Genomic DNA, 23,182 nt, shown 5'->3' with positions numbered 1-23,182 from the left:
AGCGCTTCGCGTCAGGGGCAATTGCAGGAGTAGGCGTTGATCCGGATGAGCTGCGGATTGCCGCTGAAACAGACGTACCGGGCGTAGGACTCGGCGGTCACATTGTAGGGGCCGAAGGTCTGGCCGAGCAGGTTGCCGGTGATGCTGGGCACCTGGATCGTCTTGCGGGCGCGGACGCCGAACGCCTGGCCGGACGACGAAATCGTCGCGTCGAAAAAGACGGTCGAACGATTCGCATTGACGCGCGTCAGCGTGCCGACCAGCGTCTGACCGCTGACGACGATTCGAACTGTCGCACCGGTGGTCGTAAACGGATTGGAGCTGGCCGCGTTGCTTGCGTCCGTCCCGAATTCGCCGCCAAAATCCTGGACCGCGGAACCTACGCCACCGCCTGAGCCGATGTTTCCGCCTACGTTGTCGGTGTCGGTTCCCCAGAAGAAGCGATTTGTGCCCGGTGTCGAGGGGGGCAATCCACTGCCAAGGGTGACTCGCATGACTCGCGGTTCTGTGGCGGCGCCGCCCGAAAAGCTGAATGTCGGACTGACACCGGCGTCATTGACGGCAATCAGGCTGTTGCCAGGACCGGGGGGAGTCCCGATTCCGCGGTTGTTGTCCGAGTTCGACTGAGCTGTCTTCAGATCGAAAAAGCCGTCATCCATTGCGGGTGTACCACCGACGGACGAGGCGATCCGCAGATCGCGAAGGTCCAGCTCCACACTGTTGAGCACCAACGGCGAGGCTCCGCTGGTCTGAGTGAATTGTTCAATGCGGAATGTTCGATTCGCTACCGTCGCGGATCCGGGGCCGGTCTGGATTTGAAAGGTATCCCCGTTAGGATCGGTCTCGACGGCAAAGAGTGCCGTGAAGGTTCCCGTCACGCACCCGGGAACCTGAGCGCAGTCAAATGCGTAGTTGCTGGCGCCGATGTCCGAGATGGCTCCGAGGACGATCTCGCCATCGCTCGAAACGTTGCCGTTATTGCAGCCGCCCGAGGTTGCGTCCAGAGACCAGACTGTACCGCGTACGGTATTGCTCACGAACGCCGCTTGTGCGTCGAGCCGCGCCAGACCGGTGCTGTTCCCTTCACCCCACGTCTTCACGCCGGACAACGCCGCGGCGTCCAGGGCATTCTTCAGCTCGATGTGACTCAACCACAGATTGGCGACGTCGGTCAGCACGACCATGCCCAGCGCGAGCGCCGGCAGCAATCCGATCACCCACATCGTGGAGATTCCACGGCGGATCGATGACTGACGGGGGAGTGGAGAAGAAGATCGCAACATATTCGGCCAGAGTCCCGTCAGAGGCGGACCAGACGGAAGGTGATGAAGGCGGCCTGTGAGCGTCCGCAGCGGTCGGTCACCGTCAGAGTCACTATTCGATCTTGCGATCCGGGAGAGTTTGGTATCGGGAGCGTCGCGGTCGTTGTCGTGCCGGAAGAGCTGCTCAGCGATGCCGCCGAAGCCCACTGAAAGACCAGGCTTCCGAACGGATCCTCGGCGTCGCTCGACGCCAGCGAGTTCAGATTGACCGAGACGACGGTATTCGCCGGCGCGTTGTCCGGCGCCGTGATCGTTACGAGCGTTGAAGCTGGCGGGGAAGTCACGATCTGGCTGCCGCCGGGCGACTCGAAGTTCGGCTCTGCCACCAGATCGACGCTCATCGGATCGATCGACTGCACCGGGACCGTCATAATCGGCGTGGGCGGGCTGTTGACCGGTTCGTAGCGGAACGTCGTCGAGTGCCGCAGCGTGGCGTCCTTCAGGGCGAAGCCGAACGTGTCGAGCAGATCCGGGACATTCCCGGCGACCCGCACGCAGACGGTGACCCGCACAAATTCGGGGTGCGCCTGGCTGCCGGGATAGGGCGAAGGTTCCAGTGGGCGCACCGGGGATTGCACCGGCGCACAACGACATCCCGCCGGGATCGACGGCGGGCTCTGCTGCACGAACGGATGACCCGAGCAGACGTTGTGTTCCAGAAAGACTTCGCAACTGGGCCCCAGTCCGACGGTGGCGAGGTAGCTGTCGATCTGAGATTTCAGCAGCGACGGATTGCCCGTATTCAGCGTGCGCAGATTGATTCGCGACTGTTCGGAGGCGATCTTCGCCCCGAACCGGCTGGCGTAGGCCACCTGCTTGTCGACCTGGTACAGAATGGCGAATTCGATCAGTGCGGCCAGGAAGATCATCAGCACGGGCAGCCAGAGGATCAGTTCCAGCACCACGATGGCGCGACGCGACCACCCGCGGCGGTGATCGCCGTGGCGAAAGCGGGCGGCAATCGATTTCCCGACCTGCATGCTGATCTTTCCCTCCAGGTCCCTCGCGCCGGAATGCGCACTCTGACCCGAATTCCTCGAATTGCAGATGATGTGCCGAACTTGTGCTCCCGACCTCGGAAACTCGCGGACAGTTCGTACGTTTCGAATTCGTTCAGCCGGCGTCATCCTCTGTGCGACTACGCTGGAAGCCTACCTCATGCCGACGGCGCTCCATTCGTTGAACAAATCGCTAACATCCGGAAACGTGACGCCGGTCCGCGGCAGTGCTGCGATTCCGGGAAAACGTTGGCTTGCCGCCACCCGGTTGCACCCCATGTTGCTCACAGGCATCGTTCCGCTGGCTTGACGCATCCCGTGGAGAAAGAATGAGTTTCGTGCCGCATGAATTGACTGGCGGAGACCGGCGGGAGCGATTGTGCTGGTCGTGCCTGGCCTGGCTGAGCACCCTGCTCTATCTGTGCGGCCTGTCGATCGCCGATCCGGACCTCTGGGGCCACACACTTTACGGTCTGCGGGCGCTTGAACAAGGTGTCGCTGCGGAACCGACCGATCCGTTCTCGTGGTCCGCTCCAAATGCCGTGTGGATCAATCACGAATGGCTGTCGGAAGACAGCATGGCCTGGGCCTACCGGCGGTGGGGAGACGGCGGACTCGTACTGTGGCGCAACCTTTGGCTGCTCCTGCTCTGGCTGGCGGTCGCCGATGCCTTCTGGCATCGCTCCGCGTCACTCTCCGGGCAACTTGTCTGCCTGGGGTTCGGGGCGCTCTGTCTCTCGGATTTCCTGGTGTTCATCCGCCCGCAACTCGCGACTTACGCCTTGCTGGCGTGGAACTTACGTCTGCTCGACCGGATGCGCGACCCGGGGCGGCAATGGCTCGGCTGGCTGATACCGCTGGTGATGATCCCCTGGGTGAACCTGCACGGCGGCTTTCTCGCGGGAGTCGGCGTCACGACCGCAGGCTGTGCGGCTATCGCGTGGGAGACCCACTCCGAGATTCGCAGTCGCCACTGGCGGTTCGCCTGTCTGGCGGTGATCCCCGTTCTGACAATCGAGGCGACGTTCTGCAATCCCTACGGCTCCCGACTACACTCGATGCTCTGGACGCATCTCGTGACCTACCAGCCGGTTCGGGAGTGGCAGCCGCTGTGGGCCACGACTCCGTCGGTGGTCTACGGCGTCCCCTTTCTGCTGCTCGGGCTGGCTCTCGTCGGATGGCGGCAATGGAGACCGCTAGAGGTCGTGACGGTGCTGGTCGTCGGCTGGCAGGCGGTGAACCATTTGCGGCACATTGGCCTGCTGACCGTGACCAGTCTCGTTCTGCTGCCGGGGGCAATCTCGGCCGGTTTGTTCCAGCTCTTCCCCCTGCTGCACGAACAATGGAGCGGCACCGCAGGGCGGCGGATCCGCTGGGCCGGCTTATTGCTGTTCTGCGGTGCCCTGTGGCTGTTTCACCAGAGTGGTGCGGAACGCCTTTCTGCATCAGGGCTTACCCCCTGGCAGGTGGCGGTCGAAGTCCGCAGCGATGTCCCCGGCGTACCGGCGCGCGCGGTCCAGTGGCTGGCAGACCGCAAGGTTCAAGGGCGTCTGCTGACGCAATACGGCTGGGGGCAATACGTCCTGTGGCATCTTTACCCAGACTGCACCGTCGGTTTCGACGGCCGATATCGGACGATCTATCCGGCCGAAATCGAGGCACAATTCCTGGCGTTTCAAGAACTTGAGCCCGGCGACGATCCGCCCGAGCTGCTGGATCAGGCCGAGATCGTCCTCTGGCCGGTCGAGCACCGCCCTCTCCCTTTTCTAGTCGGCCGGCCAGAGTGGGTCGAGGTCTACCGGGATGATCAGGCCAGCGTGTGGCTCCGCGATCAGCCTGCCTGGGCCGCCACTCTCGTCGATCGATCGAAGCTGCCGGAAACATCGTCGGACCAGCGGCGCTGGCTCCGTTTTCCGGGCGGGCCGCAGAACGGCATACCAGTTGCGACCAGTCGGAACCGTTAAGCCGGTTCGCGTCCCATGAGGGGTACGTGGCCGGCGAAGGAACCGATTCACAGGTCAGCGGCGGGCCGCTCCCGCGAAGGTGGCGTTATGTGGCAGCGTGGTAAGCAGTTGCGTCGGCAGGGGTCAGGGCGACGGAAGGGCACGATCTTCGTCGAGTACGTCCTGCTCGTGACGCTGGTCGGCCTGGGCGTCATCGTCGGACTGGCCGTCGTCCGGTCGGCGCTCGTCAATGAGCTGATCGACTTGTCGAACGCGATCAACGCGATCAACGCCTGATTGCTGACGTAGGTTAACTTCGGGAAGCGCTGTGTCAGCGAAAAGTGACGCAGCGTCTGATCCCGTTGACGCCCGTCGGATCGCCGAGCGATCTTCAGCCTTCCCTCGCGACGTCCCGCCGGGCGTTTCATTTCCTGAACGCGGTTGACAATGCGTGTTGCCTTTCGACACCTCCGACGTCTGCGAAATCGCCGCCCGGGCCAGAGTTCTCGGCGAGGTGCGATCTATCTGGAATTCCTGCTGGTCTTTCCGATTCTGTTCATCGCAACGCTGGCGCTGTTCGAGTTCCTGTTCGTGGCGCTGATCATGCAGGCTGTGACAGCGACGACGCTGGAGGCCGCGCGGGAAGCGGCCAAAGTGGGAGCGACCCCTTCGGAAGTGGAACAAGTAGTCGCCGGGTATCTGGGAATCCACAATCTGGCCGCGGGCGGAACGCTCGATTCGACCTCCAACGGTCTCGTTCACGTCTTCGTCGAACGCCCCGTCTCCGGGGACTACAACCTCGGCAACACGGCGATTCCGTGCTTTCCCCAAGGAGGCGTCTTGCCGCCCAGCCAGACCCGGGTGACGGTCAGCGTCCGCCTGACCGATGCCCAGGGAAAACGCCCGGTCCCCAACATGTTGCGATCGTTCGGATTCGACCTCGGTTCCAGCCGTTTTGAGCTGAGCTCGAAAGAGACGCTGGAATAAGCGGTTGAGTGCGAGGTAGGCTCCCCTCAGAGAGTTTCGCCGTCCGGGGCGCTGCCGAAGTCGTTTCGGTCGCGGCTTCGATCGCCTGACTCTGACGAGGGCAGTTGCGTGTCGCGCGTCTGGGAACAGTTCTGTTCGCAATTTGCCGCGGAGCTGGAGGCCGATGCGCCCTGGAATGACGCATTCCGCCTGGCGCTGGAGACCTCGCCCGGAGTTCCGAGACTTTCGACCGTTCCGACCGAACCGGCCGAACTGGCTGCCTGGCTGAATCGAGTTACATCGCCCCCCTGGCCGATGACCCTGCTGGCCGATGCGATAGAGATCGCTCCCGATCGTCCGCAGCTCTGGGCGGTCGCCGCCCGACGGGTTGTCGTCCTGCTTGACGCTCAAGACGAACTGTCGGACGAATGGCAGCGGCAGGTCCGACCGGTCCGCCGGTCCGCCTGGCTCTGGCTGGCGGGCGTGCCGACGCTAGCCGTTGGCGGGGTCGTACAGGGATGGTCAATTCTCAGCGGCGGTCTCGGGCAGCACGGTTCGCCCGTCGTTGCCGTCCTGTCGGGATCCTTGGCCGTGGCTGCGGCCGTCTGGTGGTGGCTGCTGCTGACTGAGGCTGACCGGCAACTTCCCCGCAAATCGCTGCGGACCCTTGCGACGGACCATCATGGTTCCCAGCCGTCGGCCGCGTTATCTGTGATTCGCTGACCGGAGTCCGTCGACAACCATTTCGGATTCGGAATGCACGATCTCTTTTCCCAGTTTCTGGCGTGGTTTGTCCGCTTCGCGATTGTTGCGGGGGGGGCATTGCTCGTCGTTCACTTGGCCGTCGGGCGAGCAGATCGGACGACCGGAGCCGCTCGAGTTGATCGCGATCCGCTGCTGCGCCGGCGCGTTCGCGGGGCGTTGACCTGCGTCGCGGCCGGTGCATTCGTTGCGTTCCTGTCATTGCGAGCGCCGGCCGGTCTGCCAGGCTGGGCGCTGGCGGGAATCGTACTGGCTGGCGGGCTGGCGGGGCTGGTGGTGTTTGGTCGAAAGCCGCCTGTTACTCAAGAACAGACTCCGGGGCTGGCCAGCATTCTGGAGCGGACCGCCATCCGGCTGGCGGCAGGTTGGGAGTTGGAACCGGCTCTTGCCGACGCTTGCAGCAAAGCGGGAGTGCCGACCCCGGACAGTCTGATCGGCCCGCGCTGGCTGGCCTGGCTGCGCGACGTGGATGCCGACCGCACGGGGCCGCCGGAATTGCGGGATGGGTTCGATTTCCCGGCGGAGGTAGACCGGGCAGCCATCGTCTGGCGTTGCGCAGTCGCCGTTCGCCAGCGCGATGCGGAGGCCGTTCTGGCGCGAGCAAAGCAACTCTCGGCCGAAGCCCGCCGTCCCTGGTTGTGGTGCGTGGCGCCCGCCGTCTATGTCTGGTTCCTCGGGCCGGCCATCATCGAGCTGGCCGGCTTTTGGCAGCGAGTTCCGGCGGCGGCCGTGCGCGCCGGCGATGTGGACCTCGATCACTCGGCAGGCGGATCAGCGCCGCCTCCCGGCTGTGCGACCTGTCAGACTGGCCCGGCGCAGCCCTGACCTGGAATCCGGTTCCGCGACCGCTGGTTGCGGAGCGGAGTCGCGGTATGCTCAAATGCTGGCTGATGGGTGGCCCCTCCGTGCGCCACTCCGCGAAACAGTCCAGCGACGGCAACCGGGAATTCACAGGAGAGTGCGATGCGGCTTCGATTGACCCCCTGGCTGAGCATAGCTCTGCTGTGTGCGCCGGCCTGGTTCACGCCAGCGACCGCCCAGGCCCAAGACGACGGCGTCTCGATTTTCGACGGGAAGACCCTCAATGGCTGGGACGGCAACCCGGAATTCTGGCGCGTGGAAGATGGCACGATTACCGGGCAGACGACCGCCGAGAAGCCGACCAAGGGGAACACGTTCATCATCTGGCGGGGCGGCGAGGTCGGCGACTTCGAGCTGACGCTGGACTATAAACTCGTCGGCGGCAACTCGGGCATTCAGTATCGCAGCTTCGAAGTGCCGAATGAGAAATGGGTGATCGGCGGCTACCAGGCCGACTTCGAAGCGGGAGACACTTACTCCGGCATCAATTACGGCGAACGCTTCCGCGGCATCCTGGCCAACCGCGGCCAGAAGACGATCGTCAAGAAGGGGGCCGACGGTAAAGTGCAGGTCGAGGTCGTCGGCAGCGTTGGCGATACGAAGGAAATCCAGTCGAAGATCAAGAAGGAAGACTGGAACAGCTACCGGATCACCGCGAAGGGTTACACCTTCGAGCACCGGATCAATGGCGTGCTGACGTCCGTCTGCACCGATGAACATCCAGACCGCCGGGCGACTGGAGTCCTGGCGCTGCAGCTCCATGCCGGTCCGCCGATGAAGGTGCAGTTCAAGAACATCAAGCTGAAGAAGCTCGACGCCGCGAAGACCTCGGCGGTCGGCAAGAAGCAGATCCTGCTGCTGGCCGGTCGCAAGAGCCACGGTTTCGGGGCGCACGATCACACTGCGGGCTGCCATCTGCTGGCGAACCTGCTCAATGCGAGCGGGCTGCCGGTCGAGGCGAAAGTCCACGAGCTGGAGCAGGCCGGCTGGCCGAGTCAGGCCGACCTTGAAGCCGCCAACACGATCGTGATCTACTCCGACGGCGGAGGAGGACACCCTTTCAATCCGCACCTCGATCAGCTCAAGACCCTGACCGACAAGGGGACCGGCATCGTCTGCATTCACTACGGCGTGGAAGTCCCGCAGGGACCGAGCGGCGAAGCGTTCCTCGGCTGGACCGGCGGCTACTTCGAGCCGAACTGGTCGGTCAATCCTCACTGGGTCGCCAGCTACCAAAAGTTCCCGGCTCATGCCGTCGCCAACGGCGTGAAGCCGTTCAAGACGAACGACGAGTGGTACTACCACATGCGGTTTCGGGAGAACATGGAAGGGGTCACGCCGATCCTGACCGACCTGCCGCCGAAGGAAAGCCTGAGCCGGCCGGACGGTCCGCACAGCGGCAACCCGGCGGTGCGTGAAGCGATCGCTAAGGGGGAATCGCAGCACATGGCCTGGGCCCGGCAGCGACCGGACGGCGGCCGGGGCTTCGGCTGCTCCGGCGGTCACGTCCACTGGAACTGGGGCAACGACCAGTTCCGCAAGCTGATTCTCAACGCAATTGTCTGGACCAGCGGTGCTGATGTCCCGGCCGATGGAGTCAACGCCGGGAAGGTGTCGGTCGATGATCTGCTGCAGAACCATGACGAACCGATTCCGGCCGACTTCAACAAGGCCAGGATCGAGGCGATGCTGCAGGAGTGGAATGCGCTGGCGGCGCGCTGAATGAAGCCGTAGTACGACCGTCGGTCTTTCGTACGACGGACGTCCAAGTCCGTCGCTCTCTGTGTAGCGAGAGTTCCGATAAGGAGGCCGACGGACGAGGACGTCCGTCGTACACGGGAATCGAAGGATTGGTGAATGGACCCAGCCGAGAGACTGAACTCTCGGCTGTTTCATTTTAAGCCGGGTGCCTTATGCAGAACGTCGACGTCGCGGCCCTGTTTACCGAACTGGCCGACCTGCTGGAAATTCAGGGGGCCAATCCCTTTCGCGTCCGGGCTTACCGGAATGCGGCCCGGACGATCGAGAACCTGTCCGAATCCGTCGCCGGAATTGTCGCCGACCCGGACCACGATCTGAGCACGCTGGAAGGGATCGGCAAGGATCTCGCCGAGAAGATCGAGACCATCGTCAAGACCGGGCATCTGCCGCAGCTCGAAGAGCAGCGGGCGGAGATCCCCGCCGACGTCCGCGAGATGCTGCGGATTCCCGGCCTCGGTCCCAAGAAGGTGGCGGCCCTCTTTCACGAACTCAACGTCCGCACGCTCGGGGATCTGCGGGCAGCCGCCGAGGGGGGCAAAATTGCCGAGCTGAAGGGATTTGGCAAGAAGACCGCCCAGACGATTCTGGAAGGACTCGCACTGCTGGAAGAAGTCGGCAAGCGGGTTTATCTGGCGGTGGCCAAGCCGGCTGCGGATGAAATCGTGGCCGACCTGCTGGCCTCCGGAACCGTCGAGCAGGCTTCTGTCGCGGGGAGCTGCCGCCGCCGGAAGGAGAGTTGCGGCGATCTGGATCTGCTCGCCGTCGCTTCCGATTCCAAGGGGGCGATGGACTGCCTCGCCGCTCATCCGCTCGTAACAAAAGTCCTGGCCCGCGGCGAAACCAAGCAGCGCGTGCGACTCCACAGCGGGCTGGAACTCGATCTGCGCGTCGTGCCGGCGGAGTCGTATGGGGCGGCCCTGCAGTACTTCACCGGATCGAAGGAGCACAACATCGTCGTCCGGCGCAGGGCGCAGGAACGGGGCCTGAAGATCAACGAGTACGGCGTCTTCCGCGGCGAAGAGTCGATTGCGGGTCAATCTGAGGAAGAGGTCTATGCGGCGGTCGAACTGCCGTGGATTCCTCCTGAATTGCGAGAGAACCGGGGCGAGATTGAGCTGGCGGAACAGCACAGGCTGCCAAAGCTGCTGGAACTATCCAACATGCGCGGCGACCTGCACATGCACACGACAGCCACGGACGGGACGGCCTCGATCGAGGAGATGATCGAAGCCGCCAAGGCCCGCGGGCTGGAGTACATCGCCATTACCGATCACTCGAAGCGGGTGACGATGGCGAATGGCCTCGACGCCGATCGGTTGCGCGAACACTGGCGGAATATCGACGCGGTCCGCAAGAAGACAAAGGGCATTCACGTCCTGTGCGGCATCGAGTGCGACATCCTCGAAGACGCCACCATGGATCTGCCGGACGACGTCCTCGCCGAGGCCGACTGGGTGCTTGCCGTTCTGCACTACGGCTTGAAGCAGCCGCGTGCCAAAATCCAGGAGCGGCTGCTGATGGCGCTGCGGAATCCGTACGTCCACGCCATCGGCCATCCGTCGGGCCGGATTATCGGCCAGCGTCCAGGGGCGGACATCGATTTCGACGAGCTGTTCCACGTCGCAAAGGAAGAGGGGAAGTTTCTGGAGATCAATGCCGACCCGTCCCGGCTGGATCTGGACGACGTCCATGCGGCGGCGGCGAAGGCCCGCGGCATCCCAATCGTGATCAGCACCGACGCCCACAGCACCAGGGGCTTTGCGTCGATGGAGTGGGGTGTCTACCAGGCGCGACGCGCAGGCCTGACGGCGGCCGATGTGATCAACACGCTGCCGTGGAAGGAGTTTTCGAAGAGAATTGCTCGGCGGTGAAAATTGCCACTGGTGCCCAGGCTCTGCCTGGGCGCCCGCCTTTGCGAGGCTCTGCCTCGCTTCTCTCACCCGCCGGCGCATGGTCAGATGCGACGCACAGCGTCGCTGCCAGACGCTCCCAGACAGTGACTGGGAGCGAGAGACTGGCCTGTTCAGTCCAGCGGAATCGGCCAGTTCATCCCCGCCGTGAAGCCGCCATCCACGTAGATCGTCTGGCCCGTCAGGAACGCGGCGCCAGGACTGGCGAGGAAGACTGCCGTGCCGACCATGTCTTCCGGGTTTCCGAGTCGTCCGAGGGGGGAATTCGCCGCGTTCCAGGCCTGCATGTTCGGATCGGACCAGAGCTTCTGCGTCAGGTCGGTCAGAATGAATCCCGGAGCGAGGCCATTGACGCGGACTTTGTGCCGGCCCCATTCGTTCGCCATGCCGCGGGTCATCATGCTGAGCCCTCCCTTGCTCATCGCATAGGGGAGCACGCCCGTGAGCGGCGAGCTGGTGTTGAGCGAGTCGATGTTCGTGATCCAGCCGCCAGTTCCCTGGGCGATGAACTGCCGGCCGACGTGCTGGGCGACGAAGAACGCTCCGCGCAGGTTGATGTCGACGATGAAGTCGAACTCCTCGGGCGTGTAGTTTTCGACCCGCTTGCGCTTGTTGACGCCGGCCACGTTCAGCAGTCCGTCGATCCGACCGGCTTCGCTGACCACCGATTGGACCATTGAGGCGACGTCGTCTATCCGCGAAACATCGCAGACGACGGTTTTGACCGGATAGCGCCCCGTCGAGATTTCGCCCGCCGTCGTTTCGAGCGTATCGGCTTCCCGCCCGGCGATGAAGACCATCGCATCGCGAGCTGCGAACGCGGCGGCCAGCTCGCGACCGATCCCCCGGCTCCCTCCGGAAACGAGAACGACCTGATCAGCGATGTTGAACAGCGGGTCGGTCATGGACGGTGTTCCTGAGCGGGAAGCGGCGGCGGAAGGACGTTCGAGCATCGTACTCGCCTCCGGTGATTTGCGGGAGTTTCACGGCGATTGATCGGCAGACCTTGCCGGAAACGCCGGCGGATGCAGACTTTTTCGGCACGGAAGGTCGCCGGGACCGGCAGAGCGGACGACCTGGCGTTGAGGGATCTGGCGTCCTGCGGTAACACGCACGAATCCCGTCCTGAATTCATTGATTCCCGCCGATCCCGTCGGCGGCAGCACCTCCCGTATGGAAGGTCTTCTGATGCTTGCGCGGTCCCTCAGTTTCACCCGGCTGTGGATGGCGGCCCTGACCGTTTCGTGCCTGGCTTGCCCCTCGCAGGCTCAGGATCTGCGGGTCTATACCGTAATCCGCAATGGCGCGGACGAAGGAGTGCTCGGCCGGAATCTGACGCTGTTCCACGCCGGAAAAGTCTACGACTACACCGAACCCGCCCGCGAACTGACCGTCTACGATGCGGCTCACAAGCAGTTCGAAGTCCTGAATCTCGGACGCCGCGTGGCGACGAGCATCTCGCAGGAGCAGATGCGGTACTTCCTGAAACTGGTGGAGACGGACGCCAACAAGGTTCTGGATCAGGTCCACGAACAGTCCGATCCGGATCAACTGGCGGCGGCGCAAATGCTGGAATTTCAACTGCATCCGCTGTTCCGGTCGCAGTTCGATCGCGACAAACAACTGCTGACCATGCACAGCAAGGTCATGCAGTACAAGGTCGAGTGCACGACAGACGCGATTCCCGAAGCTGTCGCGCGCTACCTCGACTATGCGGACTCGATCGCCCAGCTCAACTCGGTCCTGCATCCCCAGGCGCCTCTTCCCGCGGCCCGGCTGCGCGTCAACGACCAGTTGCGCGAGATCAAGCAGTTGCCGGTGAAAGTGGAAATGACCGTCAATCCGGGAAAGACTCCGGTCAGATTGAAGGCCGAGCATCAGTGGATGTGGAAGCTGACGACTGCGGACCGCAGCAAGATTCACGAGTGGGAGACGCAGTTGAAGGAGGAGGGGCTTCGTCGCCTGGAGTTCGCGGAGTACCAGAAGGAAGTCCTGAGCAATCCGGGCGTTGCCCGGCTCGGCCCCAGGAAGAACTAGTCGAACTGGACTCGGGGCCTGATCGACATCGCGTCGGCGCTCCGCTGCGCACTGCTGTTGCCCTTGATGCGGGTTTCTAGCTAGGATTCCGCGGATTCGGGCCAGAAGCCGAAGTCCGCGCCGCGATCGCATTGAGGCTCACTTGCCGTGGCGCGCTGGAAAGGGAGTCCCACAGTGCGCTGCAACCCGACCATTCGATGGCTGTCCCGGGGATTCTGCGGACTCCTGCTGTGCGGCCGCTTGGCCGCCGCCGACGTCGATCCGGGCGTGCGGGTTCCCGAAGGCTTCGAGGTCGTGCAGGTCGCCGGCGATGAACTGGCTCACGACATCTACTGCCTGACCGTCGACAGCCAGGGGCGGCCGGTCGTCAGCGGCCCCGGCTACATCCGGACGTTGATCGACGCCGATGGCGACGGCGTCGCCGAGCGGGCCGAGGAGTTCGCCAGCGGGCCGAAGTCGGGCGCGATGGGACTGTTCTTTCACGGCCGCAACTGCCTGTGCGTCGGCGACGGCGGCGTGCTGATCTATCGCGATCAGGACGGCGACGGCAAGGCCGACGGTCCTCCCGAGCGACTGCTCCGCTGCCGGACGGGGGGCGAGCACGACACGCACTCGATTCAGCACGGCCCCGACGGCTGGTGGTACATTATTGCCGGGAATACCGCGGAGATCACCGCGGCCTACGCCACGCTGCCGACTTCCCCGATCCGTCAGCCGAGGGCCGGCGTGCTGATGCGGCTGAAGCCCGACTTTTCGGGCGGCGAACTGATCGGCGACGGCTTTCGCAACGCGTACGACTTCGCCTTCGGTCCGTACGGCGACATCTTCACCTACGACAGCGACGACGAGCGCGATATCTCGCTTCCCTGGTATCGACCGACACGGGTCTTCCAGACGTTGACGGCCGCCGATCACGGCTGGATCAGCAAGAGCTGGAAGCGTCCCGACGAGTACATGGATATGCCTCCCGTCGTCGCCTCGATGGGCCGCGGCTCTCCGACCGGCATGGCCTGCTACGAGCATTCGCAGTTTCCCGAGCAGTACCACGGCGGGCTGTTCGTGCTCGACTGGACCTACGGCCGCGTGAATTTCCTGCGGCTGCAGCGTGACGGGGCGGCTTACACCAGCAAAGTCGAGCTGTTCATGTCCGGCGCCGGCGGGAACGGCTTTGCTCCGACCGATGTCGAGGTCGCTCCCGACGGCAGCCTGCTGGTCTGCGTCGGCGGCCGTGGGACACGCGGAGGAGTCTACCGCGTGAAGGCCAGAACGACTGCCAAACCTGCCGAGATCGAGGCCCCCCTCGAAGCCTGTCTGCGGGCGCCTCAACCGCTGAGTGCCTGGAGTCGAGCAAAATGGTTGCCGACGGCTCGCGACCTGGGACGCGACAAGCTGCTGGCCGCGGCTCAGGACGGCGAACGTCCGGTTCGCGAACGGACGCGTGCCATCGAGATCGTGACCGAAGTGTTCGGCGGACTGACCGCCGAGGAATTGAAGGCCTTTCGCACCGACAACCGCTTCCTGGTGCGAGCCCGCGCCGTCTGGTCGCATGGCCGACGGCCCGCGGCGGAATGGGATCTGAGCGAGATCGCGGCCTTTGTCGCGGACGAGGACCCGCTGGTCGCACGCTGCGCCCTCGAAGTCCTGGCGGGGCTGCCGACGATCGATGATGCCGCGCCACTGATGGATTCGCTGGCGAAGCAGCTTGGATCCGACGATCGATTCACTCGCTGGCAGGCGGCGCTGGTCGTCCGACGGTTGCCGGAATCGGCGTTGAAGGATCTCTCGGCTGCAGCCGGAAAGCAGGGATCGCGGGCAGTCACCACGTATGCCGCCGGCTGGCTGGACCGGATGCCCGATCTGATGACGCGCGCCCGGAGCACGGTTCCGACGCTCGCCACGGCGCTCGTTCAAGGCAACTACTCGGCGGACATTCGCCTGGACGCCGTGCGGCTGCTGCAGAACTCGCTCGGAGACATGGGACCGCGGGACGGAGTGCCCCCCGCCTTCGACGGCTACAATGGCGCCGTCGATCCCCAGCAGGAGGAGCCGCTCCTGCAGCCGCTCCTGATTGCATTGTCGGAAGCCTATCCCACTGGCAACGCTCAGTTGGACGACGAACTGGCCCGACTGCTGGCCATGCTGCACCCGTACAACCAGACGCTGCTCGAAAAGGTTCTCGCACCCATCAACGCAGACTCCGACGCCGTGCATGACATCCATCAACTGCTCGTCGCCGCGCAGTTCCCGGTGCCGCGATCGGCGACACAGCGCCAGCGGATCGCCGCCGGCCTGGTCGGACTGGACGTCAAGTTCGCGAAGCACAAGTTGCCCCAGGACACCAACTGGAACGACCGGATCAAAGAGTTGTATACGCGGCTGGCGTCGCGCGACGAGGACTATCTGGCCACTGCGGTCCTGGACGAACCAGAATTCGGCCGTCCCGGCCACGTGCTGTTTCTGAGCGAAATTCCGGGCGACCTGCTCCCCGGGGCCATCGATGCATTCGTCAAGAACATTGAGAAGCACGGCGAAGACTATCCCTGGAACAACGACGTCGTCTTCCTGCTGGGGGAATCGAAGGAGCCGGCTCATCGCACGCTGATCCGCGAGCAGTTCGAACGTTTCAACGTCCGCGGCGCCGTGCTGATGACGCTGGCGGGCGAACCCGATCCGCGCGACCGGCCCCTGTTTCTCCAGGGGCTGGAGATGTCCCAGGTGGAAGTCGTCGAAGCCTGCGCCCAGGCTCTGCTGAAACTCCCCGCCGGTCAGTCCGCCGCCGAACAGTTCGCCCTGCTGCGGGCTTTCCGCCGGCTGGGACAGGACGCCCGCGAGTACGCCGTCCGCGAACAGGTTCTGCGACTGCTCGAACGAAACAACGGCGTCGCATTCCCGTTTGTCTCGGGCGAAGTCGGCTATCAGCCGCAGCCGGTGGCGACACAAAAGTGGACCGACTGGTTGCAGCAGAAATGGCCCCAGGAAGCCGCCGGGCAACTCGGCGGGAACGAAACCGACCTGGCGCTCCTCAAGCAGATTCTCGCCCACGCGTCCAACTCAACCGGCGACGTCGGCCGGGGAGAGAAGCTCTATCAGACACGCCAATGCGCCCAATGCCACGGCGGACGGAGTGGCCTCGGCCCCGACCTTGCCGGCGCCGCCGGGCGATTCTCCAAGAACGACCTCTGGACTGCCATCGTCCTCCCCAGCCGGGATGTCTCGGCCCGGTATCAGACGACGATTCTGCAGACGCATGGCGGAAAGACTTATTCCGGACTGATCGTCTACGAATCTGTCGACGGTCTGCTGCTGCGCGACGGGCAGAATCAGACGTTCCGAATCGAAACGTCAGACGTCGCGATCCGCAGGAAGTCCCCCGTTTCCTTGATGCCCAGCGGTCTGCTCAAAGATCTGAGCCTGCAGGACTGCACGGACCTGTACGCCTACCTGCAGACCCTTTCCAAACCGGCCGTGGCCGAAAAGCCCCGCCCCTCGCCCTCTGAGTAGACAATGTCCGCAACCGCAGAGGCGCCTGCCCCGACGAATTCACGTCGCGATCCCCGGCGTCGCTTCGTCGCGTGCCTCCCCTGGCTGCTGCTGGTCGGCGTGGTGATCGGCAACGGCGCGGATCGGACGCCGGCTGATGCAACCGTTCCCATCGCCTGGAATGGACCTGCGCCTGTTGCCGGCAACGGCGACATTCTCAGAATCGCCACGTTCAATATCCACGGCGGACGGGGCGCCGACGGCCGACTCGACCTTGAACGGACGACCGCACAACTTGGAGAATTCGACGTCGCCTGGCTGCAGGAAGTCCACGGCGGCGGCTGGACGGGTGGGATGGATCAGGCCGGGGAACTCGGACAGCGACTGCAGATTGCTTCGGCGTTCCTCCCGACGGAACGGCGCTGGTGGACCGACCACTTCGGCAACGGTCTGTTGACCCGCCTCCCGGTCGAGCTGGTCCAGCGGTGCCCGCTACCCGGAACCCGCGGCAAAGCGTTTCGTCAGGCGGTCCTGACGGAGGTCACGCTGCAGAGCCGGCGGGTGCGCATTCTCGGCGTCCATGTCGACCGTCAGGACGATCGTCTCCGACAGCTTGAGATCGTGTCCCGGATGTTCCTGGCGCTGCAGCCCCCGGCGATTCTCCTGGGAGACCTCAACACGCAGCCCGACGACCCGGCCCTCTCAGCGCTGCTGGCTGCGCCAGATGTCGTCGATCCGCTGGGCGGCATCACCGCAGCCCGCGGCCACATCGACTGGATCCTCGCCCGCGGTCTCGAATGCCGGACCATTGAGTACGTAACGGGAGACGCTTCCGATCATCCCGCCGTCAGGGCCGAATTCAGCCTGCCGTCTGCTCGCTGAGCAGACTCTCTCCGCGAATCCCTGTGGGAATTCGTCCGAGATTCCGGTGTGCAATCAGCTCGGCGACGATGCTGATCGCGATCTCCGGCACCGTCTGCGACCCGATCTCGAAACCGACGGGCGCGTAGACCCGCTGCAAAGCGTCACGAGCAATCCCTTCCCGCAGCAGGTCTTGAAAGATCAGCCGGATCTTCCGACGGCTTCCAATCATGCCCACATACCGCGCCCGTGTTTCGGCCAGGTGATATAACGCCTCTTCGTCGTGGTTGTGCCCGCGGGTCACGATGATGCAGTACGTGCTGGAATCGACATCGAGCCCGCTCAGCGCCTGGTCGATCGGTGCGACGATCAGCCGCTTCGCTGTCGGAAACCGCTGCGACTGACAATACTCTTCGCGATCGTCGATGACCCAGACGTCGAAGTCAGCCTCCGCGGCGAGCTGAGCCACCTTCTGCCCGACATGTCCTGCCCCGACGATCACCAGCCGGCAGCGCGACAGGCACGGCAGATACGAGATCCCCCCCGCGACATACGGCCGGGGACGTTCTTCCAGCGACCGCAATCGTTCGCGAACGCCGGCCAGTTCCTTCGTCCCCGCGGTTCGCTGCGCAATCACCGTGCCGTGTTCATCGAGCAGATAACGATCGGCCTCGGCGCCTGCCCCGGCGGCTTCCGCGTCGAGTACCACCGCCTCCGTGCAACCCGTCCCCGTCAGGAGCCGATCGAACCACGTCCGGTAATAACTGCTGTCGTCGCCGGGACGGATCGGATCGACGAGCATCTTCATCCGCCCGCCGCAGATCAGGCCGTCATCCCAGCCGTAGTCGCTATCGAGCTGAAAGGTCAGCAGGCCCGCGGTTCCTTCATCAAGGAGCTGCAGCGCCCGGCGTTTGACTTCCGCCTCGACACAGCCGCCTCCCAGCGTCCCGACCTGCGACCCGTCCGGAAAGACGAGCATCATCGCCCCGGCCTTCTGCGGCGTCGATCCCCGCGTCTCGACCAGCGCGCAGTAGCAGACCGGACGTCCCGTCCGCAGAGCGACTTCCAGCTCACGCAGCACAAGTTGCATGTTCGACTCTCTCCCGCAGGCCGCGACCGGGTGATCCCCGACCAGGCTCCATCATAGCGGAGGATCGTGATCAAAGGGCATCGCGCCGGACAGGAGAAGAAGACGATTGACCGCGAAGTGTTGCGAGAATGCCTCCGGTTCAAACGGATGTTCGGGCTGATGCGAACATGCCGACGACGATCCAGCTCCATGGCAGACTTGTCGGCCTCAGGCACGATCGATCGGCGCCGGCCGCGGCGGAGTGGATGGATTCAACAGACAAGACACGGAGGACGCGGAGAAACAGTGAAACGAGAAAGGCGCGAAGCGAGTTGCAAATGGCCGGTGCGGACTGGACGTGTCCCCGGACTAACCGATAAAAGGGAGTTGGAGAGACATTGCAGGGCCGGGCGGCGCTTCTGCCGGTCGGGCGTTCTGGATGCGATCTTCCGAATGGCGGCGACCGGCCGTCTCCTCACATGGCTGACAATGAGCTTCGCGAACGGATTGCCGCCGAGGCGGCCCGTCTCATTCTGCGCGGCAAGGAACAGGACTTCTCGGCCGCCAAACGCCGCGCCCAGCGCTGGCTGAAACAGCGGAATGTTCACCGGGACGACATTCCGTCGCATGCCGAAATCCAGGTGCAGATGTACGCCCTCTCCGGCGTATTCGCATCGGAGGTCGACGCGGGCATTCTGATCCGCATGCGTGAAGCCGCTCTGCAGGTCATGCTGCTGCTCGAGCACTTTGAGCCTCGCTGCCGGGGAGCAGTGATTACTGGCCAGGTCGCCCGCGGAGCCGAACTGGAGATCACCGTCCGCAACGCCCGCCGCGAACTGGTCCGCGAACGCCTCCGTCAGGCAGGCTACCAGGTCGAGTCTCGCCGGCCGGACGAGCCGGCCCTGTCCGATGACGACGCCCCCTGGTCACTCACCTTTCAGGCCTCGTTCCCCGGCATCATCCGGAGCGGCGAATCCCGTGAAGACTTCGCCTGGTCGATCGAAGATCTCGTCGAAGCCATGGGACCGGACGACGATTCCGCGGAGTCTGCGGAATCGGAACTCGACGCCATCGAAGTCTTCGCGGCCCTCCGACTCCTCGTCGAGCCGCTGTCGCGCGTGATGCAGGATCCCGCCGATCATCCCGAAGGAGACGCCCTCTATCATTCGCTCCAGGTCTTCGAGCTGGGTCTCGCCGAGCGGCCGTGGGACGAAGAATTCCTGTTGGCCTGCCTGTTGCACGATGTCGGCCTGGCCATCGACCGCCGCCGACCGGTGGAAGCCGGCCTCGAAGTCCTCGGTGACCTGATCACCGACCGCACTCGCAACCTGATTGAACAGCGTCCCCTGGCAGGCGAGTACATTCGCACGGGCAAAGTCTCCCGCGGCGTCCGAACTCACGAAGACTTCGAAGACGCCTGCCTCCTGGCCCGCCTCGATCGCGCCGGCCGCGTCGCGGGAGAACAAGTCTGTACCCTCGACGAAGCCTTCGAGACCCTGCTGCGACTGCAGGAGGAGTGCGAGGGAGAGGGAAGCGAATAGGTAGAAGCCAGAGAAAGCGGGCGTATCGCTTATCGTGGATCGCTTATCGCCGGCGAAGAAGAGACCTGCGATTGTGCAGCACAATGCCTCTTTCAGCGGATGATCTGCGCGCCCCTCGACCAAGGGCGATCCGTATCTGGCGATCCGCGATAAGCGATCTGCGATAAGCCCGCGTTCTCTGGCTACTCGCTATTCCCTACTCGCTACTCGCTCCCCTCTTGACCTCCATACCTCAAGCGTCTAGGCTTATACCCAGCACGCCTGGGTATCGTTTGTCTCGGGAGCACCGTCATGGACTCGCGTTTCCTCTGGGGCATGGTTGAGACGCTGATTCTCGAAGTCGTCTCACGCGGCCCTTCGTACGGCTACGAAATCGTCCAGCGCGTCTTCAGCCAGTCGGGAGGCTACTTCGATCTCAAAGAGGGCAGCCTCTACCCGGCCCTGCATCGCCTCGAACAGCAGAAGCTGCTCACCTCGTTCTGGAAAGAAGTCGACGGACGCCGCCGCAAATACTACGAATTGAGCGCCGCCGGGAAGAAAGCCCTCTCGGCCCGCAGAGTCGAGTGGAAAGCCTTCTCCCGCGGCGTCGAAGGGATTCTCGACGCGCCGCTGGTCGTGCCGGCACTCTGAAGTTCCAAACACCAAATCTCAAATCTCAAATCTCAAACACCAAATCTCAGACAAAACGGCAACATCGGGACTCACAAACCACGTCGTTGCGTCTTTGCGTGAATTCTTGTGTCTTCGTCGTTCTGGCTCTCGACTCTGGACCCTCGTCTCTCGACTTCCCCGCGTGAAATCGTCTCTTCCGGACACGTGCCATGTCCCCCGAAGACCTGCTCGCCGACCTGCCTCCCATGCGCGATGACGAACCGTCGTCGCTGCGGCAGGACATCGTCGACGAGCTGGCCGATCACCTGGAATGCGCCGTCCGTCGCGAGCAGGTGAAGTCGAACGGAGCGGACGACGTCGAACGCCGGGTGCTCGAACGCTTCGGCAACCCCCGTCAGATCGCCCGCCGCCTCTGGTGGCTGGCCATGTGGAGTCGCATCATGTCTCAACGGGTTCTCCTCGGCTTCAGTCTGGCCGGCAATGTGCTCGCTATCCTGCTCAGCGTGGCGGTGTTCTGGCAGTTTGAGCGGGAGAGAATGTCGATCGCGCACGAACGACAGGCGCTGATGCTGCACATCATGGAGATGACAACCCGGATTAACGAAATCCAGAACCGCCCCGCACCCGCCCCCCTGCAACCTCTCGGCGAACCGACTCTCAAAGTCCGACTCGAAGGGCCGGAGCCCGGCTCGCCGCCGCCGGAGTCGGCCAAGGTTTCGATTCAAGGACTTCAACTACGGAATCAGGCGCTCGAACGGACGAACGGCGTGAAATTGGAACGGCCGGAAGTCGACTTTGGCAGGGTCGTATCGGGGGGATACGCAATTCAAGTCGGTGTCGGACCGTACAAATACTCGGAAGAGATCTCGCTGGCGGACGGGGAGAACCGCGAACTGCTGATCCGCTGCCCCGGATTTGGTCCCGGCGTCCGGCCGAAGCTCGATCGCGAGCTTCCCGAGGATCTCCAGGCGCGCGGAATTGTGCCGTATGCCGAGTACGAACTGCTGCCCGTCGAAGTTGCCGGAAACCTCTGGGAGCGCACTCTTCCCGAACGCGGTCGCAGCCAGGGTTTCAATCGCAATCGAAGCCCGTTTCTCACGTTTTTGGGAATCGAGGCCAGATCCGTGGTCGAGGGCCAACGTAACTCCAGCCGGATGACCCCCTGGTCCGACCAGGACAACCAACCATTCGGACCGTTTGATCCATTTCTTGCCGCCGTAATGCGATTTGCAGGAGAGGAGGCCACACCCGATGCCAGCAGCGAGAATGTTTGCCGCGGCATGCGCGTGCAACTCACGCGACTGGTCCTGGTGGATGACGTGTATCCCCTGAGCGACGACAAATTGCAGTCGTCGCGCGGGCTCCGCGTGGGGGACGGAGAGCCGCAGCAGAGGTGGTCGCCGGCGGTGCTCGTTTTCGACGCCGATCGACTGCAGCAGTTCCCTTCGATCGTCGAACCCGTCGTCCTCTCCGACGAACCGGTCCAGCTTGCGCTGCCCCAGGAACTATTGAATCTCATCCGCACGACGCTGAACCGGGTCGACGCCGCGGATGCAGCAATCCCCGCGAATTTCCTGCGGTCGTCCACCTACCGCAGAGAGGATATTCGCTCGATGCTCTCGGCCCGTCGAAAAGTTCTCCGCCCCTGAGTTCTTCGCGTCTCTGACAGAGATAGGCCGGCCGCTCAAGCCGTCACGTTCAGCAGCAGGCCGGTTGCCGGCGCTTGCGAACCGGTCTGCGTCGCCAGTCCCTCCGGATTCCCCAGCAGCGACTTGAGCACCGACAGCACCAGCGCCCGCTGATCCTCGACGCTTTGCGCGCCGCCGCCGTCGCTCGCACCCGCGGCTTCTGTCGCGTCGCCCGGCGGTCTGGCCTCGGACGCCTTGTCAGTCTCGATCCCGTTCTTCTTCAGGATCGCTTCGATCGCCTTCCTCAGAGCGTCCAGGGGATCGTCTTCTTCATCATCCGACGAATCGACGCCACTCAGAACCTCGTTGATCGCCTGCTTGAGCTGCTCGGCCAGCGATGCTTCTTTGCTCCCCGAGGCCGCGCCCGTGGAAGTCGCTGCGGCGCTGCCTGGGCTGGCGGTCGCCGTCTGGCTCTGCAACCAGAGCTGATACGAATTCGAACTGGAGATCGAGGAAACGGACATAACGGCGCCTTACCTGCAGCGGCAGGCATTTGACCGACCGGGCGGCATCCTTTCCGTCCTGACCGCAAACGCTCTTGCTCCACCGCCGTTTCCAAAGATCGACCGCCAGTCCGCCGTCACATAATCAGCGTAACCCGCAGATTCTGCAGGAGGCCTCCAGACAACGCTCCTGTTCCCGCAAACTCAACGCAGATTGCGGCAGCAAGTCGGCGAAAAGCCTCCGCGATGCGACTGCGGCGGATTCCAGCTTGCTCCGTCGCGGGATTGGCACTCGTTATGAATATCGAGCAACGCGACATCGCGCAGACGGAGGAAAGCCGATCCTGCCACTTCGCCCATATTGATCGCCGGTATACGTGAAGGGCTTTGCAACGGCGCCTTGCCGAGTGTCCGTGGAAAGGCACTCGCAACTCGGTCGATCAGGAGTCACCCCGCCCGGAGAACTCAATCGCCCTCGTCGGGCATTTGAGTCAGGGAATGGGGCGAGAAGAACTGCGTGCTCATGCCCGCAGGCGTGCTGCCCAGCCAGCACTCGACATTCGAGATTCTGCAACCCTCCGACGTTATGAACGGCTCGACTTTGCGGTTGTCAGAGGGGCGTTGCGGACGACGAAGATGCCTTCGAGTGACCAGTCCTTGACCAGCCCCCGCAGCGAATCGAACTGCCGCTGTATGTTAGCGTCTCCAGACCGGAATAGCGCATGTCTCACTCGACGCAAATTGTCAGCCGTTCCCCGGCTCAGTGTCATTGCTGCGACACTGAGATCCATCCTGGAGAAGATTGCTGCTCTCGGTGCGGCTTCTATCGCCGGGGGCGCCCCTGGCGCATCAAGGCCCTCGATCTCGCGCTGGCGATGGTGCCCTGGTTGATCTTGGGCGCTACGCTATTATTCATCGCCTATCTTGC

At 63.7% G+C, this 23,182-nt stretch carries 18 protein-coding genes; 13 read left to right on the top strand and 5 right to left on the bottom strand.

The genetic code is table 11. The features are described from left to right. Positions 1-11: 11 nt before the first annotated feature. Both SH412_RS01585 and SH412_RS01580 read right to left on the bottom strand, forming a co-directional pair. The gene (locus tag SH412_RS01585; RefSeq protein ID WP_336521751.1) at positions 12-1,223 is read right to left on the bottom strand and encodes a Tad domain-containing protein; all 1,212 of its coding nucleotides are present in this window, start codon (positions 1,221-1,223) and stop codon (positions 12-14) included. 77 nt (positions 1,224-1,300) lie between these two features. Next, positions 1,301-2,302 carry a TadE family protein gene (locus SH412_RS01580; RefSeq protein ID WP_336521750.1) on the bottom strand — a complete coding sequence of 334 codons (1,002 nt, stop codon included), beginning with the start codon at positions 2,300-2,302 and terminating at the stop codon, positions 1,301-1,303. Between the two features lie 347 nt (positions 2,303-2,649). Here SH412_RS01580 and SH412_RS01575 point away from each other — a divergent pair, with 347 nt between their 5' ends. The 7 genes from SH412_RS01575 (at position 2,650) to polX (ending at position 10,484) form a co-directional block, all read left to right on the top strand. Further along, complete coding sequence (locus SH412_RS01575) at positions 2,650-4,284, top strand: hypothetical protein (protein WP_336521749.1); 1,635 nt, start codon at positions 2,650-2,652, stop codon at positions 4,282-4,284. 87 nt (positions 4,285-4,371) lie between these two features. Then, positions 4,372-4,560, top strand: a complete 189-nt coding sequence (locus tag SH412_RS01570) for a hypothetical protein (RefSeq protein ID WP_336521748.1) — start codon at positions 4,372-4,374, stop codon at positions 4,558-4,560. A gap of 150 nt (positions 4,561-4,710) precedes the next feature. Then, the gene (locus SH412_RS01565; RefSeq protein WP_336521747.1) at positions 4,711-5,250 is read left to right on the top strand and encodes a TadE/TadG family type IV pilus assembly protein; all 540 of its coding nucleotides are present in this window, start codon (positions 4,711-4,713) and stop codon (positions 5,248-5,250) included. Between the two features lie 108 nt (positions 5,251-5,358). After that, positions 5,359-5,952 (top strand): hypothetical protein, encoded by a 594-nt coding sequence (locus SH412_RS01560; RefSeq protein WP_336521746.1) that lies wholly within the window; start codon positions 5,359-5,361, stop codon positions 5,950-5,952. Positions 5,953-5,985: 33 nt separating this feature from the next. Further along, positions 5,986-6,816 carry a hypothetical protein gene (locus SH412_RS01555; RefSeq protein ID WP_336521745.1) on the top strand — a complete coding sequence of 277 codons (831 nt, stop codon included), beginning with the start codon at positions 5,986-5,988 and terminating at the stop codon, positions 6,814-6,816. A gap of 138 nt (positions 6,817-6,954) precedes the next feature. Then, positions 6,955-8,574: a DUF1080 domain-containing protein gene (locus tag SH412_RS01550; protein ID WP_336521744.1), complete on the top strand. Its 1,620-nt coding sequence runs from the start codon at positions 6,955-6,957 to the stop codon at positions 8,572-8,574. A 191-nt stretch (positions 8,575-8,765) separates the two neighbouring features. Then, on the top strand, positions 8,766-10,484 hold the full coding sequence (gene polX / locus SH412_RS01545; RefSeq protein WP_336521743.1) for a DNA polymerase/3'-5' exonuclease PolX: 1,719 nt from the start codon (positions 8,766-8,768) through the stop codon (positions 10,482-10,484). 152 nt (positions 10,485-10,636) lie between these two features. Here the strand turns inward: polX and SH412_RS01540 are convergent, their stop codons facing one another. Continuing rightward, positions 10,637-11,428 carry an SDR family NAD(P)-dependent oxidoreductase gene (locus tag SH412_RS01540; protein ID WP_336521742.1) on the bottom strand — a complete coding sequence of 264 codons (792 nt, stop codon included), beginning with the start codon at positions 11,426-11,428 and terminating at the stop codon, positions 10,637-10,639. A gap of 283 nt (positions 11,429-11,711) precedes the next feature. On the opposite strand from SH412_RS01540, the gene SH412_RS01535 reads away from it, so the two are divergent. The 3 genes from SH412_RS01535 to SH412_RS01525 all read left to right on the top strand — a co-directional run bounded on the left by SH412_RS01535 (position 11,712) and on the right by SH412_RS01525 (position 16,922). Continuing rightward, positions 11,712-12,560 carry a hypothetical protein gene (locus SH412_RS01535; protein ID WP_336521741.1) on the top strand — a complete coding sequence of 283 codons (849 nt, stop codon included), beginning with the start codon at positions 11,712-11,714 and terminating at the stop codon, positions 12,558-12,560. Between the two features lie 174 nt (positions 12,561-12,734). Continuing rightward, a complete protein-coding gene (locus tag SH412_RS01530) occupies positions 12,735-16,061 on the top strand; it encodes a PVC-type heme-binding CxxCH protein (protein WP_336521740.1) in 3,327 nt (1,108 codons plus the stop codon). A gap of 3 nt (positions 16,062-16,064) precedes the next feature. Continuing rightward, on the top strand, positions 16,065-16,922 hold the full coding sequence (locus SH412_RS01525) for an endonuclease/exonuclease/phosphatase family protein (protein ID WP_336521739.1): 858 nt from the start codon (positions 16,065-16,067) through the stop codon (positions 16,920-16,922). Here the strand turns inward: SH412_RS01525 and SH412_RS01520 are convergent. Continuing rightward, positions 16,900-17,991: an XdhC family protein gene (locus SH412_RS01520; protein ID WP_336521738.1), complete on the bottom strand. Its 1,092-nt coding sequence runs from the start codon at positions 17,989-17,991 to the stop codon at positions 16,900-16,902. The genes SH412_RS01525 and SH412_RS01520 overlap by 23 nt on opposite strands. Before the next feature lie 458 nt (positions 17,992-18,449). On the opposite strand from SH412_RS01520, the gene SH412_RS01515 reads away from it, so the two are divergent. From SH412_RS01515 to SH412_RS01505, 3 genes are all read left to right on the top strand, one after another. After that, positions 18,450-19,511, top strand: coding sequence for a hypothetical protein (locus SH412_RS01515; RefSeq protein ID WP_336521737.1), 1,062 nt, complete (start codon positions 18,450-18,452; stop codon positions 19,509-19,511). 291 nt (positions 19,512-19,802) lie between these two features. After that, positions 19,803-20,141, top strand: coding sequence for a PadR family transcriptional regulator (locus tag SH412_RS01510; protein WP_336521736.1), 339 nt, complete (start codon positions 19,803-19,805; stop codon positions 20,139-20,141). Positions 20,142-20,332: 191 nt separating this feature from the next. Next, the gene (locus tag SH412_RS01505) at positions 20,333-21,772 is read left to right on the top strand and encodes an HAAS signaling domain-containing protein (protein ID WP_336521735.1); all 1,440 of its coding nucleotides are present in this window, start codon (positions 20,333-20,335) and stop codon (positions 21,770-21,772) included. 35 nt (positions 21,773-21,807) lie between these two features. Here the strand turns inward: SH412_RS01505 and SH412_RS01500 are convergent, their stop codons facing one another. Continuing rightward, the gene (locus SH412_RS01500; RefSeq protein WP_336521734.1) at positions 21,808-22,275 is read right to left on the bottom strand and encodes a hypothetical protein; all 468 of its coding nucleotides are present in this window, start codon (positions 22,273-22,275) and stop codon (positions 21,808-21,810) included. Positions 22,276-23,182: the final 907 nt, after the last annotated feature.

The sequence above is a fragment of the Planctellipticum variicoloris genome (genome assembly GCF_030622045.1).
In the GTDB taxonomy this organism is placed as follows: Bacteria; Planctomycetota; Planctomycetia; order Planctomycetales; family Planctomycetaceae; genus Planctellipticum; species Planctellipticum variicoloris.
The sequence above is the reverse complement of the archived record's forward strand: the minus strand, read 5'-3'. Positions and strand labels throughout refer to the sequence as shown.